This window comes from Lepagella muris, assembly GCF_004793975.1.
GTDB lineage: Bacteria > Bacteroidota > Bacteroidia > Bacteroidales > Muribaculaceae > Lepagella > Lepagella muris.
In genome coordinates this window covers 1-17,099 of sequence record NZ_SRYB01000014.1, presented here as the reverse complement: position 1 = coordinate 17,099, position 17,099 = coordinate 1, and the positions used below count along the sequence as shown (strand labels likewise).

General features: G+C 46.2%; 13 protein-coding genes and 1 tRNA gene. 10 read left to right on the top strand and 4 right to left on the bottom strand.

The features are described from left to right. Positions 1 to 70: 70 nt before the first annotated feature. From E5331_RS10525 to E5331_RS10510, 4 genes are all read right to left on the bottom strand, one after another. Positions 71 to 436, bottom strand: a complete 366-nt coding sequence (locus E5331_RS10525) for a DUF488 domain-containing protein (protein WP_123481375.1) — start codon at positions 434 to 436, stop codon at positions 71 to 73. Between the two features lie 67 nt (positions 437 to 503). Further along, a complete protein-coding gene (gene hcp / locus E5331_RS10520; RefSeq protein ID WP_135984916.1) occupies positions 504 to 2,150 on the bottom strand; it encodes a hydroxylamine reductase in 1,647 nt (548 codons plus the stop codon). A 130-nt stretch (positions 2,151 to 2,280) separates the two neighbouring features. Beyond that, positions 2,281 to 2,631, bottom strand: coding sequence for an MmcQ/YjbR family DNA-binding protein (locus tag E5331_RS10515; RefSeq protein ID WP_123481373.1), 351 nt, complete (start codon positions 2,629 to 2,631; stop codon positions 2,281 to 2,283). 22 nt (positions 2,632 to 2,653) lie between these two features. After that, on the bottom strand, positions 2,654 to 3,589 hold the full coding sequence (locus tag E5331_RS10510; protein WP_123481372.1) for a hypothetical protein: 936 nt from the start codon (positions 3,587 to 3,589) through the stop codon (positions 2,654 to 2,656). 278 nt (positions 3,590 to 3,867) lie between these two features. On the opposite strand from E5331_RS10510, the gene E5331_RS10505 reads away from it, so the two are divergent. From E5331_RS10505 to E5331_RS10460, 10 genes are all read left to right on the top strand, one after another. After that, entirely contained in the window at positions 3,868 to 4,590 is a 723-nt protein-coding gene (locus tag E5331_RS10505) for a DUF5131 family protein (protein ID WP_123481371.1), read from the top strand. An 82-nt stretch (positions 4,591 to 4,672) separates the two neighbouring features. After that, a tRNA-Ser gene (locus E5331_RS10500) sits at positions 4,673 to 4,759 on the top strand. A 358-nt stretch (positions 4,760 to 5,117) separates the two neighbouring features. Further along, the gene (locus tag E5331_RS10495) at positions 5,118 to 6,353 is read left to right on the top strand and encodes a site-specific integrase (RefSeq protein ID WP_123481370.1); all 1,236 of its coding nucleotides are present in this window, start codon (positions 5,118 to 5,120) and stop codon (positions 6,351 to 6,353) included. A gap of 286 nt (positions 6,354 to 6,639) precedes the next feature. After that, entirely contained in the window at positions 6,640 to 6,996 is a 357-nt protein-coding gene (locus E5331_RS10490) for a helix-turn-helix domain-containing protein (RefSeq protein ID WP_168355206.1), read from the top strand. Next, complete coding sequence (locus tag E5331_RS10485; protein WP_135984920.1) at positions 6,984 to 7,307, top strand: helix-turn-helix domain-containing protein; 324 nt, start codon at positions 6,984 to 6,986, stop codon at positions 7,305 to 7,307. The genes E5331_RS10490 and E5331_RS10485 overlap by 13 nt, the downstream gene beginning before the upstream one ends. A gap of 42 nt (positions 7,308 to 7,349) precedes the next feature. Further along, positions 7,350 to 8,768: a DUF4099 domain-containing protein gene (locus E5331_RS10480; RefSeq protein WP_135984922.1), complete on the top strand. Its 1,419-nt coding sequence runs from the start codon at positions 7,350 to 7,352 to the stop codon at positions 8,766 to 8,768. Positions 8,769 to 9,065: 297 nt separating this feature from the next. After that, on the top strand, positions 9,066 to 9,512 hold the full coding sequence (locus E5331_RS10475; RefSeq protein ID WP_135984924.1) for a DUF1896 family protein: 447 nt from the start codon (positions 9,066 to 9,068) through the stop codon (positions 9,510 to 9,512). Next, on the top strand, positions 9,502 to 15,546 hold the full coding sequence (locus E5331_RS10470) for a MutS N-terminal domain-containing protein (protein ID WP_135984926.1): 6,045 nt from the start codon (positions 9,502 to 9,504) through the stop codon (positions 15,544 to 15,546). Before E5331_RS10475 ends, E5331_RS10470 begins: the two co-directional genes overlap by 11 nt. A gap of 377 nt (positions 15,547 to 15,923) precedes the next feature. Beyond that, entirely contained in the window at positions 15,924 to 16,151 is a 228-nt protein-coding gene (locus E5331_RS10465; RefSeq protein ID WP_135984928.1) for a helix-turn-helix transcriptional regulator, read from the top strand. Beyond that, positions 16,139 to 17,047, top strand: a complete 909-nt coding sequence (locus tag E5331_RS10460) for a hypothetical protein (RefSeq protein WP_135984930.1) — start codon at positions 16,139 to 16,141, stop codon at positions 17,045 to 17,047. Before E5331_RS10465 ends, E5331_RS10460 begins: the two co-directional genes overlap by 13 nt. Positions 17,048 to 17,099: the final 52 nt, after the last annotated feature.

The window sequence follows — 17,099 nt, the reverse complement described above, 5'->3', positions numbered from 1 at the left end:
TTGAATGAATTTCAATTGAATTATTTAAGAAGAGCCCACGGCAAAACAAATTGCCGGTGGCTCTTCAATATTATTTTTGCGAGAGCATTTTATCAGCTACCTCTTTTATGATTGGAGCCTGATTATGCACTTCGTCGTGCGAACCGTAGAGCAATGTCACTTTCTGCTTATCTGCGATTTCAGAGATGAATTGTCTCATAGCCGGGGATTTCTCCAACTCGGCAGTATACTTTTGGGCGAATTCCGTCCAACGTCCTTCACGATCAGCATGAAACCAGTCGCGCAATTGCTGGCTTGGAGCCAGATCTTTTGCCCAAAGATCGTAGGGGAGACGCTCATGCGATAGTCCTCGGGGCCAAAGTTTATCTACAAGCACACGATAGCCGTCATCTTCCGCCGGCTTATCGTATGCTCTTTTTAATACAATATCTGTCATGACCAAATTCTTTAGGAATAAGCGCAGACGACTTCATTGTTAAGATCCCCATTTATGCAATGGAGTTTTAGCCGATCAGCAATTTGATGTCGTCATCCACGTTGGTGATGGTTGCTATGTGGAACTTCTCCTGAAGCACTTTCAGGATATCGGGAGTGAAGAATGCCGGTAATGTCGGACCGGTATGTATGTTCTGCACGCCGAGACTGAGTAATGCGAGAAGTACGATGACTGCTTTCTGTTCATACCATGCGATGTTGTAGGCGATTGGCAGATCATTGACGCTTTTCACTCCGAAGGCTTTGGCAAGCATCAGCGCGATGCGCACGAGTGAATAACTGTCGTTACACTGACCGGCATCGAGCACTCTCGGTATGCCGTTGATATCTCCAAGCGGAAGTTTGTTGTAGCGGTATTTTGCACATCCTGCTGTGAGAATGACGATATCCTTCGGAAGTTTCTCAGCAAACTCGGTATAATATTTCCTGGATGGGAACCGTCCGTCGCAACCTGCCATGACTACAAACTTGCGGATTGCACCGCTCTTCACTGCTTCCACTACCTTGTCGGCGAGCTCTGCCACTTGATGATGTGCAAAACCGCCTATAATTTCTCCTGATTCAATCTGCGTGGGGGCCTGACATTTCTTGGCGTGTTCAATCACGATTGAGAAATCTTTCGTACCGTCATCCTTTGTCGGGATATGTGGGAACCCGGGATAGCCTACCACTCCTGTGGTGTAGACCTTATCGGCGTAAACTGCATCTTTTGTCGGGGGTACAAGACAATTGGTAGTGAATAGTATAGGTCCGTTGAATGTGGCAAATTCCTCTTTCTGTTTCCACCACGCATTGCCATAGTTTCCGGCGAAGTGTGGATATTTCTTGAAGAATGGATAGTAATGGGCAGGAAGCATCTCACTGTGGGTGTAGACATCTACGCCCGTTCCCTTCGTCTGCTCCAGAAGCATTTCAAGGTCATGCAGGTCATGCCCGGTAATCAGGATACCTGGATTTTTGCGCACGCCTATCTCGACCTTCGTAATCTCAGGATTGCCATACGTTCCGGTATTTGCACGATCAAGAAGATCCATCACTTTCACGCCTCCATCGCCGACATTGAGGTCAAGCGACACCAGTTCGTCGGCAGATATGTCGGCACGGCTGATCTCAGCCAATGCATTCTCAATTATAGCATACACGTCCTCATCCTCATGTCCGAGGTTGCGGGCATGGTCGGCATACGCTGACATACCTTTACATCCGAATATGGCAAGTTGCTTCAACCCGCGCAGATCGGCATTAGGTTCGGCAAGTACTGAGGTGATGGGCTGATATTTCTCCCAATCTTCCGGCTTTGCCTTAAATTCAACTTCCGGCATTTCGGGGAGGGGGATTTCTCGTTTTTTTGCGGTTCCACAGACGAAGTCTTTCATATCAAAAGCCTTACGAATGAATTCACTAAGTGCGTCATTGTCGAAATTCGCATTTGTGATAGTGGCGAAAAGACTGTCGCATATCAGTCGGCTTGCCTCCCTGACGGGTGCGCCTGTGCGTCTCAGCTCACGATTTACGATAGCTATTCCGCGCAGCGCGTAAATAAGAAGATCCATCAATCCGCTTGTAGTGGGCTCTTTTCCGCATACTCCACGGATAGTACACCCTTTTCCACCGGCAGTTTCCTGACATTGATAACAGAACATTTTGTAATCCATAGTATTTTTAATTTTACGAATATTAAGTTGTAGACTAAGTTCCGACAACCTAATCTAATCAATTAAAATTATAACACCATGTAAAACTCAAAGGTTGAATAGCCGGTACGAGTCTACGTTATTTGAATCATCACTGTAGTTCTAACTTCACTTTGCGTGGTAGCTTGCTGTAGACGTGATTGTATGCACGGTCAATCAGGTCTGTTGCGACAGATTCCGGTATTGGTGCTTCATCAAAATCAAATTGGATCATGTGGCGTTTATGCCAATGCCACGCCTGATGCACAAATGAATGTGCGGCTAAGATTTCGTCAAATTCCGCAGGATCCCATTTCAACTGCACCACATTGCCTTTTGCTAAAGCAAGGCAACAGAATATCTTGCCTCCGACACGAAACGTCACATACTCCGGACCGAATGGCATATCTTCCGTCGCAAACGGTTTTGTCAGGCAATATTCCCTTACATCCTCTATATTCATTTTCTGCAATTGTTTTTTCGGATTATTTTTCTATGGTTTTGAGATCATAGCCCGTAAACTCTTTGACAGATGGGTCAAGATGGTACGTTTTTGATGATGTCGTGATGGTTACGAAGTCATGGTCTCTGAAAAGTTCGGCTAATGATTGTGAACCCAACCATCGGGAAACTGTCTTGCCCATTTCAGCTCCAAACAGTTTTATAGTGCCGACAGAGTGAGAGGCACGAGCTTTCAGCCCATTGGCATTATATGCGTGGTTGTCAACAGCCACGCATAAGGCTGCATAATCTTTGCAGTTTCCCATATTTTTATCGATATTTTCAGATTCTCCGAAAGAAAAGTCAAGTTTACGTACAGTGTATTTTACTGCATATTTTGCAATATCATCCTCATTCATTCCATTGGTATCTTTCTCTATCTGACGCGATTCCTTTGATGAGAGTGTGTATGTATTATCTGTTTGCTTATAGGTGGGTTCCAATTTGACTCCGAATTTCATCACGGAAAATTCAATCATCCATCCGACGATAATTATAGTTGCGATACCAATAACCCAAGGCTTCCAATTGCAGGCATTGGGGTTCATCCATATTAATATGCCTGACAATACAGCATATATGATGAGCGGGAGCCATACGCAGATATATACGGAGGCTACATAGTAGTTCCAACCTATATGCTTGAACCATAGGAGGAAGTCAACCGACTTCATAAATGCCCAGTCACACCACGTTTGGAAATGTCCGTAAGTGAGAACAAATATTCCTATCCAAAGTAAAGCATAGGCGATAGTGAGCCATGGAATACGAAAGCGAAGTATACTATCACCCATGAAGGTCCATGAAAGTGGAATCAAGAGGTAGTAGACTAAGATGTTGATTGTGTTGTAGGTTAACCCGGTCAATGAAGCTATACAATAAAGGAAAGCAGCGACAATGCCGAAAATAAGATAGGTCATAATAGATTTATTTTTGGAATGTTTTCAATTTTTGCACTGCAAATTTATTCATAATATTGTTAATAATCAATATAGAGGGTGATTTATCAGCACATGATAAAGTAAATTCCACTGAAGTTTAGACAACTTCAATTGTATTATATGGCAATTAGTATTAAATTTGTGATGTAAAGTATCTCTTAAAATTTGATTAATATGAAAGTACTTCTTATCAATGGCAGTCCTCACAAGGAGGGCAACAGAGGAACATGTATGGACCAATTTCATCAGATAGATTTATGCTGATGTGGAATCCGTGGCACGGTTGCCACAAAATAAGTGCCGGATGCAGGCATTGTTACGTTTATCGTGAAGATGCCGCATTCGGTACGTCTACACCTACCAATGAGGTCCGCAAGACATCATCTTTTAATCTGCCGATGAAACGAGACCGAAAGAAGAATTGGAAATACCCGGCAGGTACGGAGTTTGCATTGTGTTTCACCTCTGATTTGCTGATAGAGGAAGCTGATGAATGGCGGGAAGAAATATGGGATATGATCCGCCAACGCACTGATTGCAGGTTCTTTTTCTTCACGAAACGCATTGACAGGCTTGCGCAATGTCTGCCTTCGGATTGGGGTGACGGATATGATCATGTAGGTATCGGATGCACTGTGGAGAATCAGGATCGAGCTGACTACAGAATTCCGATATTCCTCTCTCTGCCAATCAAACATCGAATGGTCATAGTCGCACCCATGTTGGAGCAGGTTAATTTGAGGAAATACCTGAATCCTTCGCTTATAGAGGAAGTATCTGTAGGCGGAGAATCCGGCAAATATGCTCGTCCATTAGATTTCCGATGGGTGCTCGACATGCAGGCGCAGTGCCGGGAATCTGGCATCCCATTCAACTTTCATCAGACGGGTTCATATCTAATCAAAGATGGCAGACAATACCACATCCCACGAGAGCATCAACATTCACAAGCCAAGAAAGCCGGATTAAACACCAAATGAAAATTTAAATTAAAAAAATCACGAAAAAAAGACCAAATATAAAAAATAATTTGTAATTTTGCAGTAGCAATAAGAACCACAGGGAAAGATGCCGGAGTGGTCGATCGGGACGGTCTCGAAAACCGTTGTACTCTTACGGGTACCGAGGGTTCGAATCCCTCTCTCTCCGCTTGGAACAATCCCAATCCCCTGTAAATCCTTGATTTACAGGGGATTTTCTTTTGGATGCAATGCCAAGATTTGACACTGTTAGGCCATTGTTAGACAGAGTTGCCTAACAAAAACCTAACAGAAAAATCGGCAAACCTCAAATTGTTAGGTTTTTCAGTATAACAAACTGATTTGTCGTCATTTGGCAATGATTTGTCTACTCATACCTCAGAGTAATCAATTAACTTTGCGTTCGATTACCAATTGGATATGAGCCTACGGAGACAAATATCGGGATAGTTAAATATCCTTAACGCCTTTTTGCTCATTCCTGTTGGGGATCGCCACAAAAAATCCCAAACAAATCAAAAAGACGTATGAGTAAAAGCACCCTCAAAATCCGTTTCTTCCTGCGAAGAAACCATGTCTATGCAGACGGAACGTGCTGCATCATGACAAGAATCACCATCAACGGAGAGAACACTAATTTCAGTTCTAAACTGAATGTCAATCCCAAACTGTGGGACACCAAGCAAGGCAAGGTCAGCGGCAAATCAAAAGTTGCCACTGAATTGAATGGACTTATGTCTGATATGGAGTCATCAATTCGTCAGATGTACTTCGATATGTCAAGATATGAAACTGTCACAGCCGAGAAACTCCGTAATGCCTTTATGGGGATTGTTCCGGAAAACCAGACGCTCATAGGGTTATTTACGGAACACATAGAGGAATGTCGTGCCCTTATAGGAATAAGCAAGACCCCTGCAACCGTCCAGAAATATGACCGCGCATTACGCAGAGTAAAGGAATTCATCAAGTTCAAGTATCATCTTACGGATATGCCACTGCGCGATGTTAACCACAAATTCATTGTGGACTTGGAGACATATCTGCGTACAGTAAGCGGATGTAATGAGAATACCACAGCCAAGTTCATCCAAACATTCAAGGCGATTATCATAAAAGCCAAAAACAACGGTTGGATTATTGCTGATCCGTTTGCCAACTACAGAATCCGCATCAAGAGAGTAGATAGAGGCTATCTCACCGAAAAAGAGATTGCCACTATTGCTGAGAAAGAGTTTCCGACAAAGCGGCTGGAGCAGGTGCGCGACATATTCATCTTCTCATGCTACACCGGATTGGCGTATATAGACATAAAAGAGTTGAAGAAAGAACATATCCAAACTTCCTTTGACGGCAATCAATGGATAATGACTCACAGGCACAAGACGGGTACCCCGGTGAATGTGCCCTTACTCGCAATCCCACAGGAACTGATCAAGAAATACGAGGGGCAGGCTAAGGACAGTCTTCTGTTCCCCGTGTTGAGCAACCAGAAGATGAATGCCTATCTGAAGGAAATAGCCGTTGTATGCGGCATTGAGAAGAACATCACGTTCCACCTTGCCCGTCACACCTTCGCCACAACCGTTACACTCTCACATGGTGTACCCATCGAATCAGTATCGAAGATGCTGGGTCATACCAATATTCAGACTATGCAGATATACGCCCGAATTACCAATCAAAAAATAAGTAAGGATATGGCAGCACTCGCCGAGAAAATGGGAGGAAGCCTTGGGGTGTCAGCGTCAATTTCTAAATGAATGTTAACAAAATTCATAAATAAAGGTGATATAGGCCTCTGAAATGGGGTGTTTTTATCCCAAAAGCATCAAATCTTATGGGTATATAAGGAAAAAATATATTAAAAGGAGCCGTAGAACCTGTTTCTGCGGCTCTTTTTTTTGCCCATACATACCAATTTTGTTAAATGCTGTTAAGTATCGCCGTTAACTACCCCTACCTCATGGGTAGTATTAGGAAATGGTCATGGGATTATGAATTTACTTTGCGATGTCAATAATGACAAGCAACACTAAAAATCCCAATATGAGCTACGTACTGATTGATGAAAAAAGACTGGAGCGGATTTCGGAAGGGATAACCTTCATAGCCGACTTCATACGCTCGATCTTTGAGGAAAAGACAAAGCGTGACACCGACCGTCTTCTGACAAACACTGAGGCTGCCGAACTGCTCAATGTCAGCACCCGGACACTTGCCCGTATGAGGGCTAATGGAAGCATAGCATATTCCATCGTGGAAGGTTCCTGCCGATATTCCTATAATGACATCTGGGATGCGGTTGAAAGATGCAAAATCAAGTCCACTCCAAGAATACAGGCTGAGTTTGAGCATAACTACCATGCTGTAATCTCTAAAAGGAACACGACATGGAGACGATAACTATGGAGAAAGGCTCGTTCGAGCGTTGGATGCGGATGATTTTTGACCGCCTTGACCGTCAGGACAAGAAACTCGATGCGCTCGCCAGACGCAACCAGCCGTCGCTTCCCGAAGTGCAGGGCGAGAGAGTGTATGATGTGCCGGCACTCGCCGAAGTGTTCAATGTGACAGCCAACACCATTTACCGCTGGAAACGCCTCGGGAGCATACCTCTCCGTAAAATAGGCGGAAAGCTCCGTATGCTGGAGCATGAGGTGGCGGAAATAATCACCAGTCCTGACAAGATGCAGAAATTGAGAGATTCGGAATAGTTCCGGACCATAATAACCCACTAAAATCTTAATTATTTTCAAATGGATCAAAACCAAGAAAAAGAAAAGGTACTGATTGCCCGAAACAACGAGACAGGGCAAATCGGCGCGGTGACGGGGCAGAATCCCGACGGCACACCGCAGATGGCCGATGTCAAGTCGGCGAAACTCAGCGATCTCGTGAAGTTCACAAAGGGTCAGAATCCGGTAGAGGCCTTTGTGTCAAACTTTCTCCGTCAGGCGAAGAATCCGTCCGTATTCGGTTTCTTCAGCGTCAATGCCGACGACTTCGGCACGGTAGGACAAGGTCTCGGCGCTTTGCTTGAATCGCCTGAGAAAAACAAGGAGATGCTGGCACCCTTCAAGGTGGAAGCGTCGGAGGTATCACAGTCGCAATCGCAGTCACAGCACAAGTATCAGGCAATCGACGGAAACAGCATTGACTGGGCTGCCTTCAAGGAGAACTGGGGCGTTGACCGGGAGCAGCTTGAAAAGTCGGGAGATCTTGATAAGATGCTCAACTACGGCAAATCGGGGCTTGTGAAAATTCAGCCCACTCTTGCCGGAGAAAAGATGGAACTCGATGCCCGTCTGTCGTTACGCAAGGACACCAACGGCATGGTGAAACTCGTGCCCCACTTCATCCATCTGGAGCCGAATCTTGAAAAGGAATACCGTGGTCATCAGTTCACGGCAGAGGATAAGGCTCAGTTGCTCAACACCGGCAACCTCGGCAGGATTGTGGAGCTCAACGGCAAGGACGGTAAGAAGATACCTTCGTATGTCAGCCTCGACCGCCTGACCAACGAGATTGTGAGCCTTCCTGTGGACAAGTTGCACATTCGCGGCAATATCGGCAAGACAGTCCTCACAAAAGAGGAAATCGAGACGCTGAAAAGCGGTCTGCCACTCATCAACAAGGAAGTGAGTCTTCGCGAGGGCAAGACTTTCACAACCACTTTGCAGGTCAACGCCGACTCCAGATGCGTGGAGTTCGTTCCGAAAGCATGGCAGAAACACAACATGGTCGAGAAGCAACAGCAGCCGCAGGGCCAGCGTCAGCAGTCCTCCCAACAAAACAGCTGGACCGATGCCGAGGGCAATATCCGTCCTATCGGGAAATGGAAGGAAAACCGCTTCACCGAACAGCAGAAAGCAGATTATGTGGCAGGCAAGACGGTGGTGCTGGAAAATGCTGTTGACGCAAAGGGTCAGCCATGCACACTTTATTTGAAGTTCGACCCGGCTAAACAACGGCCTATCGCCTCAACCAAAAATCCGGATCTGGCACAGACCGTTGCACCGTCAAACGAGAGCGCTACGCAAATGGCGGTCAATAACGACGGCAGGACCAATGAAGCCACAAAGAATGTGAAGGAGCCGCTTCAACAGGGCCAGACAGCGCCAAAGAATGACAGCCAACAAAAACAGCAGCGAAAACCCAAAGGTCCGATAGTTTAGACTTTGCCCGTAACGGCGCCACTAATCCACGCAATCCCAATATTCATTAACCCCGGTTGCAGGGGTGAGAAAAGCCCCTGCAACCATAATATTATCTCCTATAAATGCAGGATATATGTAGAGAATAAAAATAAATCGAGCCGTTCCCCATTCCCGGACCGAAGATATTTATTATCTTTGCCACCGAATCCAATCATAAAATCTTTTTGATTCATCTGATTGGGATTTTAGTGGCGCCGTCTGGGAGGGATACCCGGACGGCTTTTCATTTACCCACCCACTAAAATCTCCAAAAAGATGAAAAATCCAACACGCGAGGAAGAACTGTCGTTCTACTACCTCTATCTGAAAAACTATCTGGCATCGTACCGCTTTGAGGGCGTTACCGAGACTATGATACGCGCTCGCGCTGAAAAAGCCGAGGAAACATACGAAAACGCACGCCGCAACGGTGCCGAGGTTGACGAGGCACACGAGATGTCAATGGCCGCACTACTTGAAGGCTACCGATATTCCGAATACGAGATAATTATGGATGTCCTTGAAGAAGAGTTCAAGGATGATGTGAGCGAGGAGATGCGTCCGTTCATGGCGACATTCCTCCTGTCTTTCGGAATGGTTGAAAATGTGTTTGACAGTTATGACATTCATGCAAACACGTTTGTAAACACCGCAACATATCACCTGCTTCGCTGCGAACTCACAGGCATAATCTCCATAATCCTCACTGAGAATGGCTTATAACCGTTTGCAGACGATGCGCTACAACATCGAGGCGATACGCACGGCGTTTCGTCTCGGTGTTGAGAAGCGCGGGCCCAGTGCCGAGGAAATGGAGGTGCTGGGCAGGTATGCCGGGTTCGGTGGACTGAAATGTATCCTCAATGATGCCGACAGCCTTATGGATGCCGCCAAATGGAGCAAATCGGACATCGAGCTGTTTGCCCCTACTGTGGAACTGCGCCAGCTTATCCGCGAGTATTCAAAGGATGACAGGGAATTTGCCCGGTATATGGACTCGCTGAAAACATCAGTGCTGACGGCGTTCTATACTCCGTCGCCGGTTGTCGATGCTATCTTTGATACGCTCAAAACCAATGGCGTAGAAGTCAAGAAGTATCTGGAGCCGAGTGCCGGACAGGGTGTTTTCGTTGACTCGTTCATGCGAGATTATCCCAATGCAGAGGCTATGGCGTTTGAGAAAGATTTGCTCACGGGCAAAATCCTTGTAGCATTGCATCCTGACTCGGAAGTCAGAGTTGAGGGCTTCGAAAAGATTGAGCCGGATTACAACGGCTACTTTGATGTGGCTTGTTCCAATATCCCTTTCGGAGACTTTGCCGTGGCGGATCCTATCTATGCCACGAGCAAGGAACTGGCTTACCGACAATCGACAAAGGCGATACACAATTATTTCTTCCTCAAAGCACTTGACTCCGTGCGCGAGGGTGGATTGGTAGCCTTTATCACATCGCAGGGTGTGATGAACTCCGCTTCGCCCTTTGTCCGTGCGGAGATGGTGAAGCGTGCCGATTTGGTGGCCGCATTGCGTCTGCCTAACAACACGTTCTCCGACAATGCCGGGACTGACACAGGCAGTGACCTGATTATCCTCCAGAAGCATAGCGGTAAAACCGCATTGTCGGCTGACGAGGAATTTTTCGTGCAGTCGGTTGTTGACCGTGACAGCAAGGCACCCACCAACAAGTATTTCGCGGCATTTCCGCAGAATGTGATATGCACCGACGCGAGTGTCAGCACAGACCCATACGGCAAGCCCGCGTTTATCTATAAGCACAGCAGCGGTGTAGATGGCATCGCAAGGGATATTCGTCTGGCTCTTGACGAGTCGCTGAAATTGCGTCTTGACAAGGAGTTGTATAATTCGCAGGGGATAAAGCCGCCCACGCCTGAACCTATTTATACAGCACCCAAACCAAAGTTAACAGCCACGCAATCCAAGAAAATATCGGAAACGCCAATAATGAGGCAATACACCGAGATGAAGAAGCGTCACCCCGATGCAATCCTTCTTTTTCGTGTCGGCGACTTCTACGAGTGCATGGGTGAGGATGCTGTGAAGTCTTCGGAGATATTGGGTATCACATTGACAAGGCGGATGAACGGCAAAGCCGGATCCATAGAATTGGCTGGATTTCCGCATCATGCCCTTGACACATATCTTCCGAAATTGGTGAGAGCCGGGCAACGTGTGGCAATATGTGAGCAGCTTGAAGATCCGAAGCAGAAACAGCGTGAGGAATTCAAGCCTACTGAGATTGTGACTCCGCAGAAGGCGGAAACAAAACCTGCGCCAGAGCCTGAACCTACACCTGCGCCTGTTCAATCTGCGCCGGAAACCACTTCCGCGCCAACGGAACCCGCCAAAGAAATTGATACCGACGGCAGTCCCGATTACAATGATAACCCGGACCCGCGATTGTTCGCCTACAATCTTTTCGGTGAGTTGGAGCCAATAGGTAAGCCCCAGCGTCAGCCACGCCAATCGGCACAGCCTAAAAATGAGGATAAGCCAAAGCCTTCTGAAAGACCGAAAGTTGAAATTTCGCCAAAGGTTCAATCCAAGTTCAGACAGCTTACAGATAAGGAGCTGGAATTATATGGTTCTCTCAACTGGGACGATAACCCACCCATCAACGGTTTCTATGAAACGATGATGAGTATCGCACACCGCCAACTCGCGGAACGAGAGGCGGCACGGCAAGCGGCTGAACAGAAAAAGCAAGATGCGGAAGTCGGTATCGAGATTACCCGTACCGAAGGTTTCGCTATACCTAAGCCCAAAGTGGCTGCATCGGAAGATAAGCTCGATATGTCGCCCCGTCCTTTCTCGGAGGATATTCAGTTCTTCCACAAAAATGGCTCTATGGTCGTGGATAACGGTCAGGTAGGTTTTCTCTCGGAGGTCAAGAAATACGGAGCATTGTTCACTCCGCTCCCTCTCAAAGCGGAGCAAGAGAAACGGGCAATGCTGTATATCACCTTATCCGAAACGTATCAGCAACTTTACAATTACGAGGCTGAGACACACGAAGAAAGCGAACATCTCCGCGAACATCTCAACCAATATTACGATGAGTTTGTAACCAAGTATGGCAACCTTAATGAGAAGCAGAACGCCAAGTTTATCCTTATGGATGCAAACGGTCGTGACGCATTGGCACTGGAGCGTGGTGAAAACGGTATGTTTGTCAAGGCTGACATATTCGACCACCCCGTAGCCTTTGCTGTCGATGAGGTGACTTCGGTTGACACTCCTATGGAAGCACTCTCCGCATCCCTCAATAAATACGGAGTGGTGAATTTAGAGTACATGGGTAGCCTTGTGGATATGGACGAGGATACTCTTGTCGATTCTCTCGAAGGTCATATCTATTACAATCCTCTGGTGGAGAACTACGAGATTGCTGACCGCTTCATCGCTGGCAATGTTGTCAAGAAAGCTGAGGACATTCAGGCATGGATTGACCGAGAGAATGACCGTATCAAGGGCTTCCCCGGATATGACGGTATTGAGCCATATATCGAAATGGCGCAGGACTCGCTCAAAGCGTTGCAGGACGCGACTCCCCGTAAAATCACCTTTGATGAGCTTGACTTCAATTTCGGTGAGCGTTGGATTCCGACCGGAATATACTCCGCATATATGAGCCATCTCTATGGTACAAACGTAACGATAGCCTATTCATCCTCAATGGACGAGTATTCGGCAAAGGTTGACCGTGGCAACATGAAGATATGGGAGGAGTTCTGCGTGCGTGGCTATTACCGAACTTACGACGGCATGAACCTGTTGAAACACGCTCTCCACAATACCGTGCCGGACATAAAGAAATCAATCGGTAAGGATGACAATGGCAACGACATCAAGGTGCCGGACAGTGAGGCTATACAACTCGCCAACACCAAGATTGATGAGATACGCAACGGTTTTTCTGAGTGGCTCGAAGCGCAGTCGCCGGAGTTCAAGGACAGGCTTGTTGACCTCTATAACCGCAAGTTCAACTGTTTCGTGCGCCCGAAGTACGACGGTAGCCATCAGACCTTCCCCGACCTCAATATGAAGATGTTGGGCGATAGGTATGGTGTAAACTCTATTTATCAATCTCAGAAAGATTGTGTATGGATGCTTTTGCAGAATGGCGGTGGTATTGCGGATCACGAGGTCGGCACCGGTAAGACGCTGATAATGTGTATGGCAGCACATGAGATGAAGCGTTTGGGATTGGCACACAAGCCGATGATTATTGGACTGAAAGCCAATGTCGCCGAGATTGCCATGACCTACCAAACCGCCTATCCTAATGCACGGATATTGTTCGCCGATGAAAAGAGTTTCAAGGCTGAGAATCGTGTAGCCTTCTTCAACAACATTAGAAATAATGACTATGACTGTGTGATAATGTCGCACGACCAGTTCGGCAAGATACCGCAGTCGCCGGAGATACAGCAGCAAATTCTTCAGGCGGAGCTTGATACCGTCGAGGAAAATCTGAAAGTGCTGAAAGACCAAGGCAAGGATATTTCTCGTGGTATGCTCAAAGGATTGATAAAGCGCAAGGAGAATCTTACGGCGAAAATCGCCACTATCCAGCACCAGATGGAAGAAAAGAAGGACGACATGGTGGACTTCAAGCAGATGGGTATAGACCATATCTTTGTGGACGAGTCGCATCAGTTCAAGAACCTGATGTTCAATACCCGGCATGACCGAGTGGCTGGATTGGGTAATTCGGAAGGCTCACAACGCGCCCTCAATCTTCTCTATGCCATTCGCACAATCCAAGAGCGCACAGGCAAGGATTTGGGTGCTACTTTTCTCAGCGGTACGACAATCTCCAACTCGCTCACGGAGTTGTATCTGTTGTTCAAGTATCTTCGTCCGAAAGAACTTGAAAGACAGGATATTCGATGCTTCGATGCGTGGGCGGCTATCTTCGCCAAGAAGACGACAGATTATGAGTTTAATGTTACGAATAGCATTGTCGCAAAGGAGCGTTTCAGGTACTTTATCAAGGTGCCGGAATTGGCGGCTTTCTATAATGAGATAACTGATTACCGCACAGCCGAAGATGTAGGCGTTGACCGTCCGATGAAGAATGAGATACTTCACAACATTCCTCCTACGCCTGACCAAGAGGCTTTTATCCAAAAGCTGATGGAGTTTGCCAAGAGTGGCGATGCCCGGATTTTGGGTCGTGCGCCATTGTCGGACACCGAGGAAAAGGCGAAGATGCTGATTGCCACGGACTACGCCCGAAAGATGGCTCTTGATATGCGCATGGTTGACCCCTCGTATGAGGATGATCCGAATAACAAGGCAAGCCACTGTGCTAAGATGATTGCAGAATATTACCGAAAGTATGACGCACAGAAAGGCACACAGTTTGTATTTAGTGATTTAGGCACATATCGCCCCGGAGAATGGAACGTGTATTCAGAAATCAAGCGCAAGCTGATTGAGGATTACGGTATTCCTGCCCACGAAATCCGCTTTATACAGGAGTGCAAGACGGAGCGTGCGAGAAAGGCTGTGATACAGGCGATGAATGACGGTGATGTGCGTGTGCTTTTCGGCTCTACCTCAATGTTGGGTACGGGCGTAAATGCCCAACGCAGAGCGGTTTGCATCCATCATCTTGATACGCCGTGGCGTCCCTCTGACCTCACTCAAAGGGACGGAAGAGCTATCCGCGCAGGTAATGAGATTGCCAAGTTATACGCTGACAATAAGGTGGATGTGATAATATATGCCGTGGAGAAGTCGCTGGACTCTTATAAGTTCAATCTTCTCCATTGCAAGGCGACATTCATCGGCCAGCTCAAAAGCGGCGCATTGGGAGCGCGAACCATTGACGAGGGAGGAATGGACGAGAAATCGGGCATGAACTTCTCGGAGTATATGGCTATTCTTTCCGGCAATACTGACCTCCTCGACAAGGCGAAACTTGAAAAGCGAATAGCGGCACTTGAAAGTGAGCGTAAATCGTTCAATAAAGGGCGCGGCGATGCGGAGTTCAGGTTGCAGACCATCACCCACGACATTGCCAACAATGAGGCGACAATCGGACTGATGAAAGCCGACTGGGAGCGATACTCAAAAGTGGTGCAGCGTGACAAGGAGGGCACCCCTCTCAATAATCTCACGATTGACACTTGCAAGTTGACCGATGAGAAGAACATGGGTGTGCATCTTCAGGGATTGGCACAACGTACCGACACACACGGCCAGTACCAACGTGTCGGCGAGGTTTATGGCTTCCCGATCGCCATTATCTCGGAACGAGTGTTGGACGAAGGCAGTGAGAAAGTCCAGAACCGCTTTGTGGTCGAAGGCAACTACAAATACAAGTTCAACAACGGCTACATAGCCATGTCGGACACCCATGCCGCCTGCATGAACTTCGTCAACGCTCTGGAGAAGATTCCCGGCATCATCGCCCAGTATGAGGAACGAACCGTCAAACTCAAAGCCGATGTTCCGACCCTCGAAGGAATCATGTCGAAGAAATGGGGCAAGGAGGACGAATTGAAGCAACTCAAATCCGACCTCGCCGCCCTCGACCGAAAGATCCAAGCCGAAATTGCCCCTAAACCCGAACAAGCCGACGGTGTTGAGAACAAGAAAGCCGAAGCTAATACCATTGATGCTCCCTCAACGGAAGCAAAGAAGTCAATGGTTGCAGAACCGATAATAGATTATACCTCTGTCAATGTAAATCTTTCGGTGTCCAAAGCGTATATTATGAGACATTAAAAATGAATGTTATCGCTTATGGCGTTGCTGACCGTATTGGTTGGCAACGCCACTAATTTTGTAAAAAAGTCGAACCTTATGGCTATCTATGCGTTTGGATAAGCCTGTGTGCTCATCACGTATTATGAAACGCTTCAAGCCTCGGCACATTCGCCCATCATCGGATATGGTCATGTGGTAAAGAAAGTGGAGAAAATTGGATACGGTAAAAAACATATACAATTGTATAGTCGTAAACTGATATAATTGTATATTTTCTTTTAAGAAATCGTATTTGAGCGCATTTTTATAATATAATGATGCTAATGGTTCAATTTTTCGGACTATTACAACCTATAACTGAAAAATTTTCATTACCTTTGCCAAAAAATTATGCCATGGCAAAAATCAATAGACTCAAAAGTATTCTTGCTGAAAAGAATCGAACCAATCTATGGCTGGCATCTCAGCTCGGGGTCAACTCCACTACAGTGTCCAAATGGTGTACCAATTCTTCTCAACCGGATATTTTGATGATATTGAGAATTGCGCAATTGCTTGACATCGGGATAAAGGAGTTCTACGATGAGAGGATTGTTGATAAATATGAAGTATGGCAACAGTAATTGAAAAAATGAGGAAACTGATATTATTCATATTTCTTATAATGACATTGCCGTTTATGGTAATGTTCATTGGTTGTGGTCATAAGTCCGAGGCTTGGGATACTATGGACACGGCAGAGGTACTTATGGACTCCATGCCAGATTCTGCTTTAACTGTATTATCCTCGATTGAAAAGACTTCACTTGGAGACGATAAGGAAAAGGCTCGGTATGCACTGCTGATGTCAATGGCACTTGATAAGAATTACATTGACACGACCTCTTTTGATGTCCTTCAGCCGGCAATCGACTATTATCTTGAGAAAGGTACCCCCGAGGAACGATTGCGTACCCTTTACTACCAAGGCTGTATATTTCTGAACAAGTCTGACTTTGATATGGCAATGCAATGCTATCTTAAAGCGGAGGATCTAAAAGATGAATGTAAAGACACTATTACATATGCCAATATGCTCGTCGCTCAGGGTAATATATATGCCAAGTCTTGTCAGATAGAAGGTTATGTAAGGAATAATCTATGTGCGTCAGAATTATATAATAAGATTGGAGAACAGCGTCGGGAATTGTCAAGTCTTATCCGAGCATTGGATGGCTGCATTAGTTTGGGAAACATAGAAAGGTCGGATAGTCTCATGTCGCGCACAGACTCTCTTGTTCAAATACATCCTGAACTAAATGAAGCATCAATAAGGGTAAAGATGACTTATGGTATTCGCTTTAATTCAGATAGTGTTATAAACAATATCTTGGGATCAATTTCTGATCTCACTCAGTATGATGATGAAACCAAACTTGACATCACTTTAGGATACCTGAATCTGAATGAACCTCTCAAAGCAAAAATGATCTTTGAATCAATTGCCCCAGATAATCCCAAGACGAATTCTTTTAGATAAGTACTTCAGAAAAATAAATGAACATATCAAGCTCTCATAGTAAAGTTGATGC

What these genes read in the sequence shown, in the direction of transcription:
- E5331_RS10470 (WP_135984926.1), top strand. Translation starts at nt 9,502, where the DNA reads ATGGCTTATAACCGTTTGCAGACGATGCGCTACAACATCGAGGCGATA.
- E5331_RS10480 (WP_135984922.1), top strand. Translation starts at nt 7,350, where the DNA reads ATGGATCAAAACCAAGAAAAAGAAAAGGTACTGATTGCCCGAAACAAC.
- E5331_RS10485 (WP_135984920.1), top strand. Translation starts at nt 6,984, where the DNA reads ATGGAGACGATAACTATGGAGAAAGGCTCGTTCGAGCGTTGGATGCGG.
- E5331_RS10495 (WP_123481370.1), top strand. Translation starts at nt 5,118, where the DNA reads ATGAGTAAAAGCACCCTCAAAATCCGTTTCTTCCTGCGAAGAAACCAT.
- hcp (WP_135984916.1), bottom strand. Translation starts at nt 2,150, where the DNA reads ATGGATTACAAAATGTTCTGTTATCAATGTCAGGAAACTGCCGGTGGA.
- E5331_RS10510 (WP_123481372.1), bottom strand. Translation starts at nt 3,589, where the DNA reads ATGACCTATCTTATTTTCGGCATTGTCGCTGCTTTCCTTTATTGTATA.
- E5331_RS10475 (WP_135984924.1), top strand. Translation starts at nt 9,066, where the DNA reads ATGAAAAATCCAACACGCGAGGAAGAACTGTCGTTCTACTACCTCTAT.
- E5331_RS10515 (WP_123481373.1), bottom strand. Translation starts at nt 2,631, where the DNA reads ATGAATATAGAGGATGTAAGGGAATATTGCCTGACAAAACCGTTTGCG.
- E5331_RS10490 (WP_168355206.1), top strand. Translation starts at nt 6,640, where the DNA reads ATGAGCTACGTACTGATTGATGAAAAAAGACTGGAGCGGATTTCGGAA.
- E5331_RS10525 (WP_123481375.1), bottom strand. Translation starts at nt 436, where the DNA reads ATGACAGATATTGTATTAAAAAGAGCATACGATAAGCCGGCGGAAGAT.
- E5331_RS10505 (WP_123481371.1), top strand. Translation starts at nt 3,868, where the DNA reads ATGCTGATGTGGAATCCGTGGCACGGTTGCCACAAAATAAGTGCCGGA.
- E5331_RS10465 (WP_135984928.1), top strand. Translation starts at nt 15,924, where the DNA reads ATGGCAAAAATCAATAGACTCAAAAGTATTCTTGCTGAAAAGAATCGA.
- E5331_RS10460 (WP_135984930.1), top strand. Translation starts at nt 16,139, where the DNA reads ATGGCAACAGTAATTGAAAAAATGAGGAAACTGATATTATTCATATTT.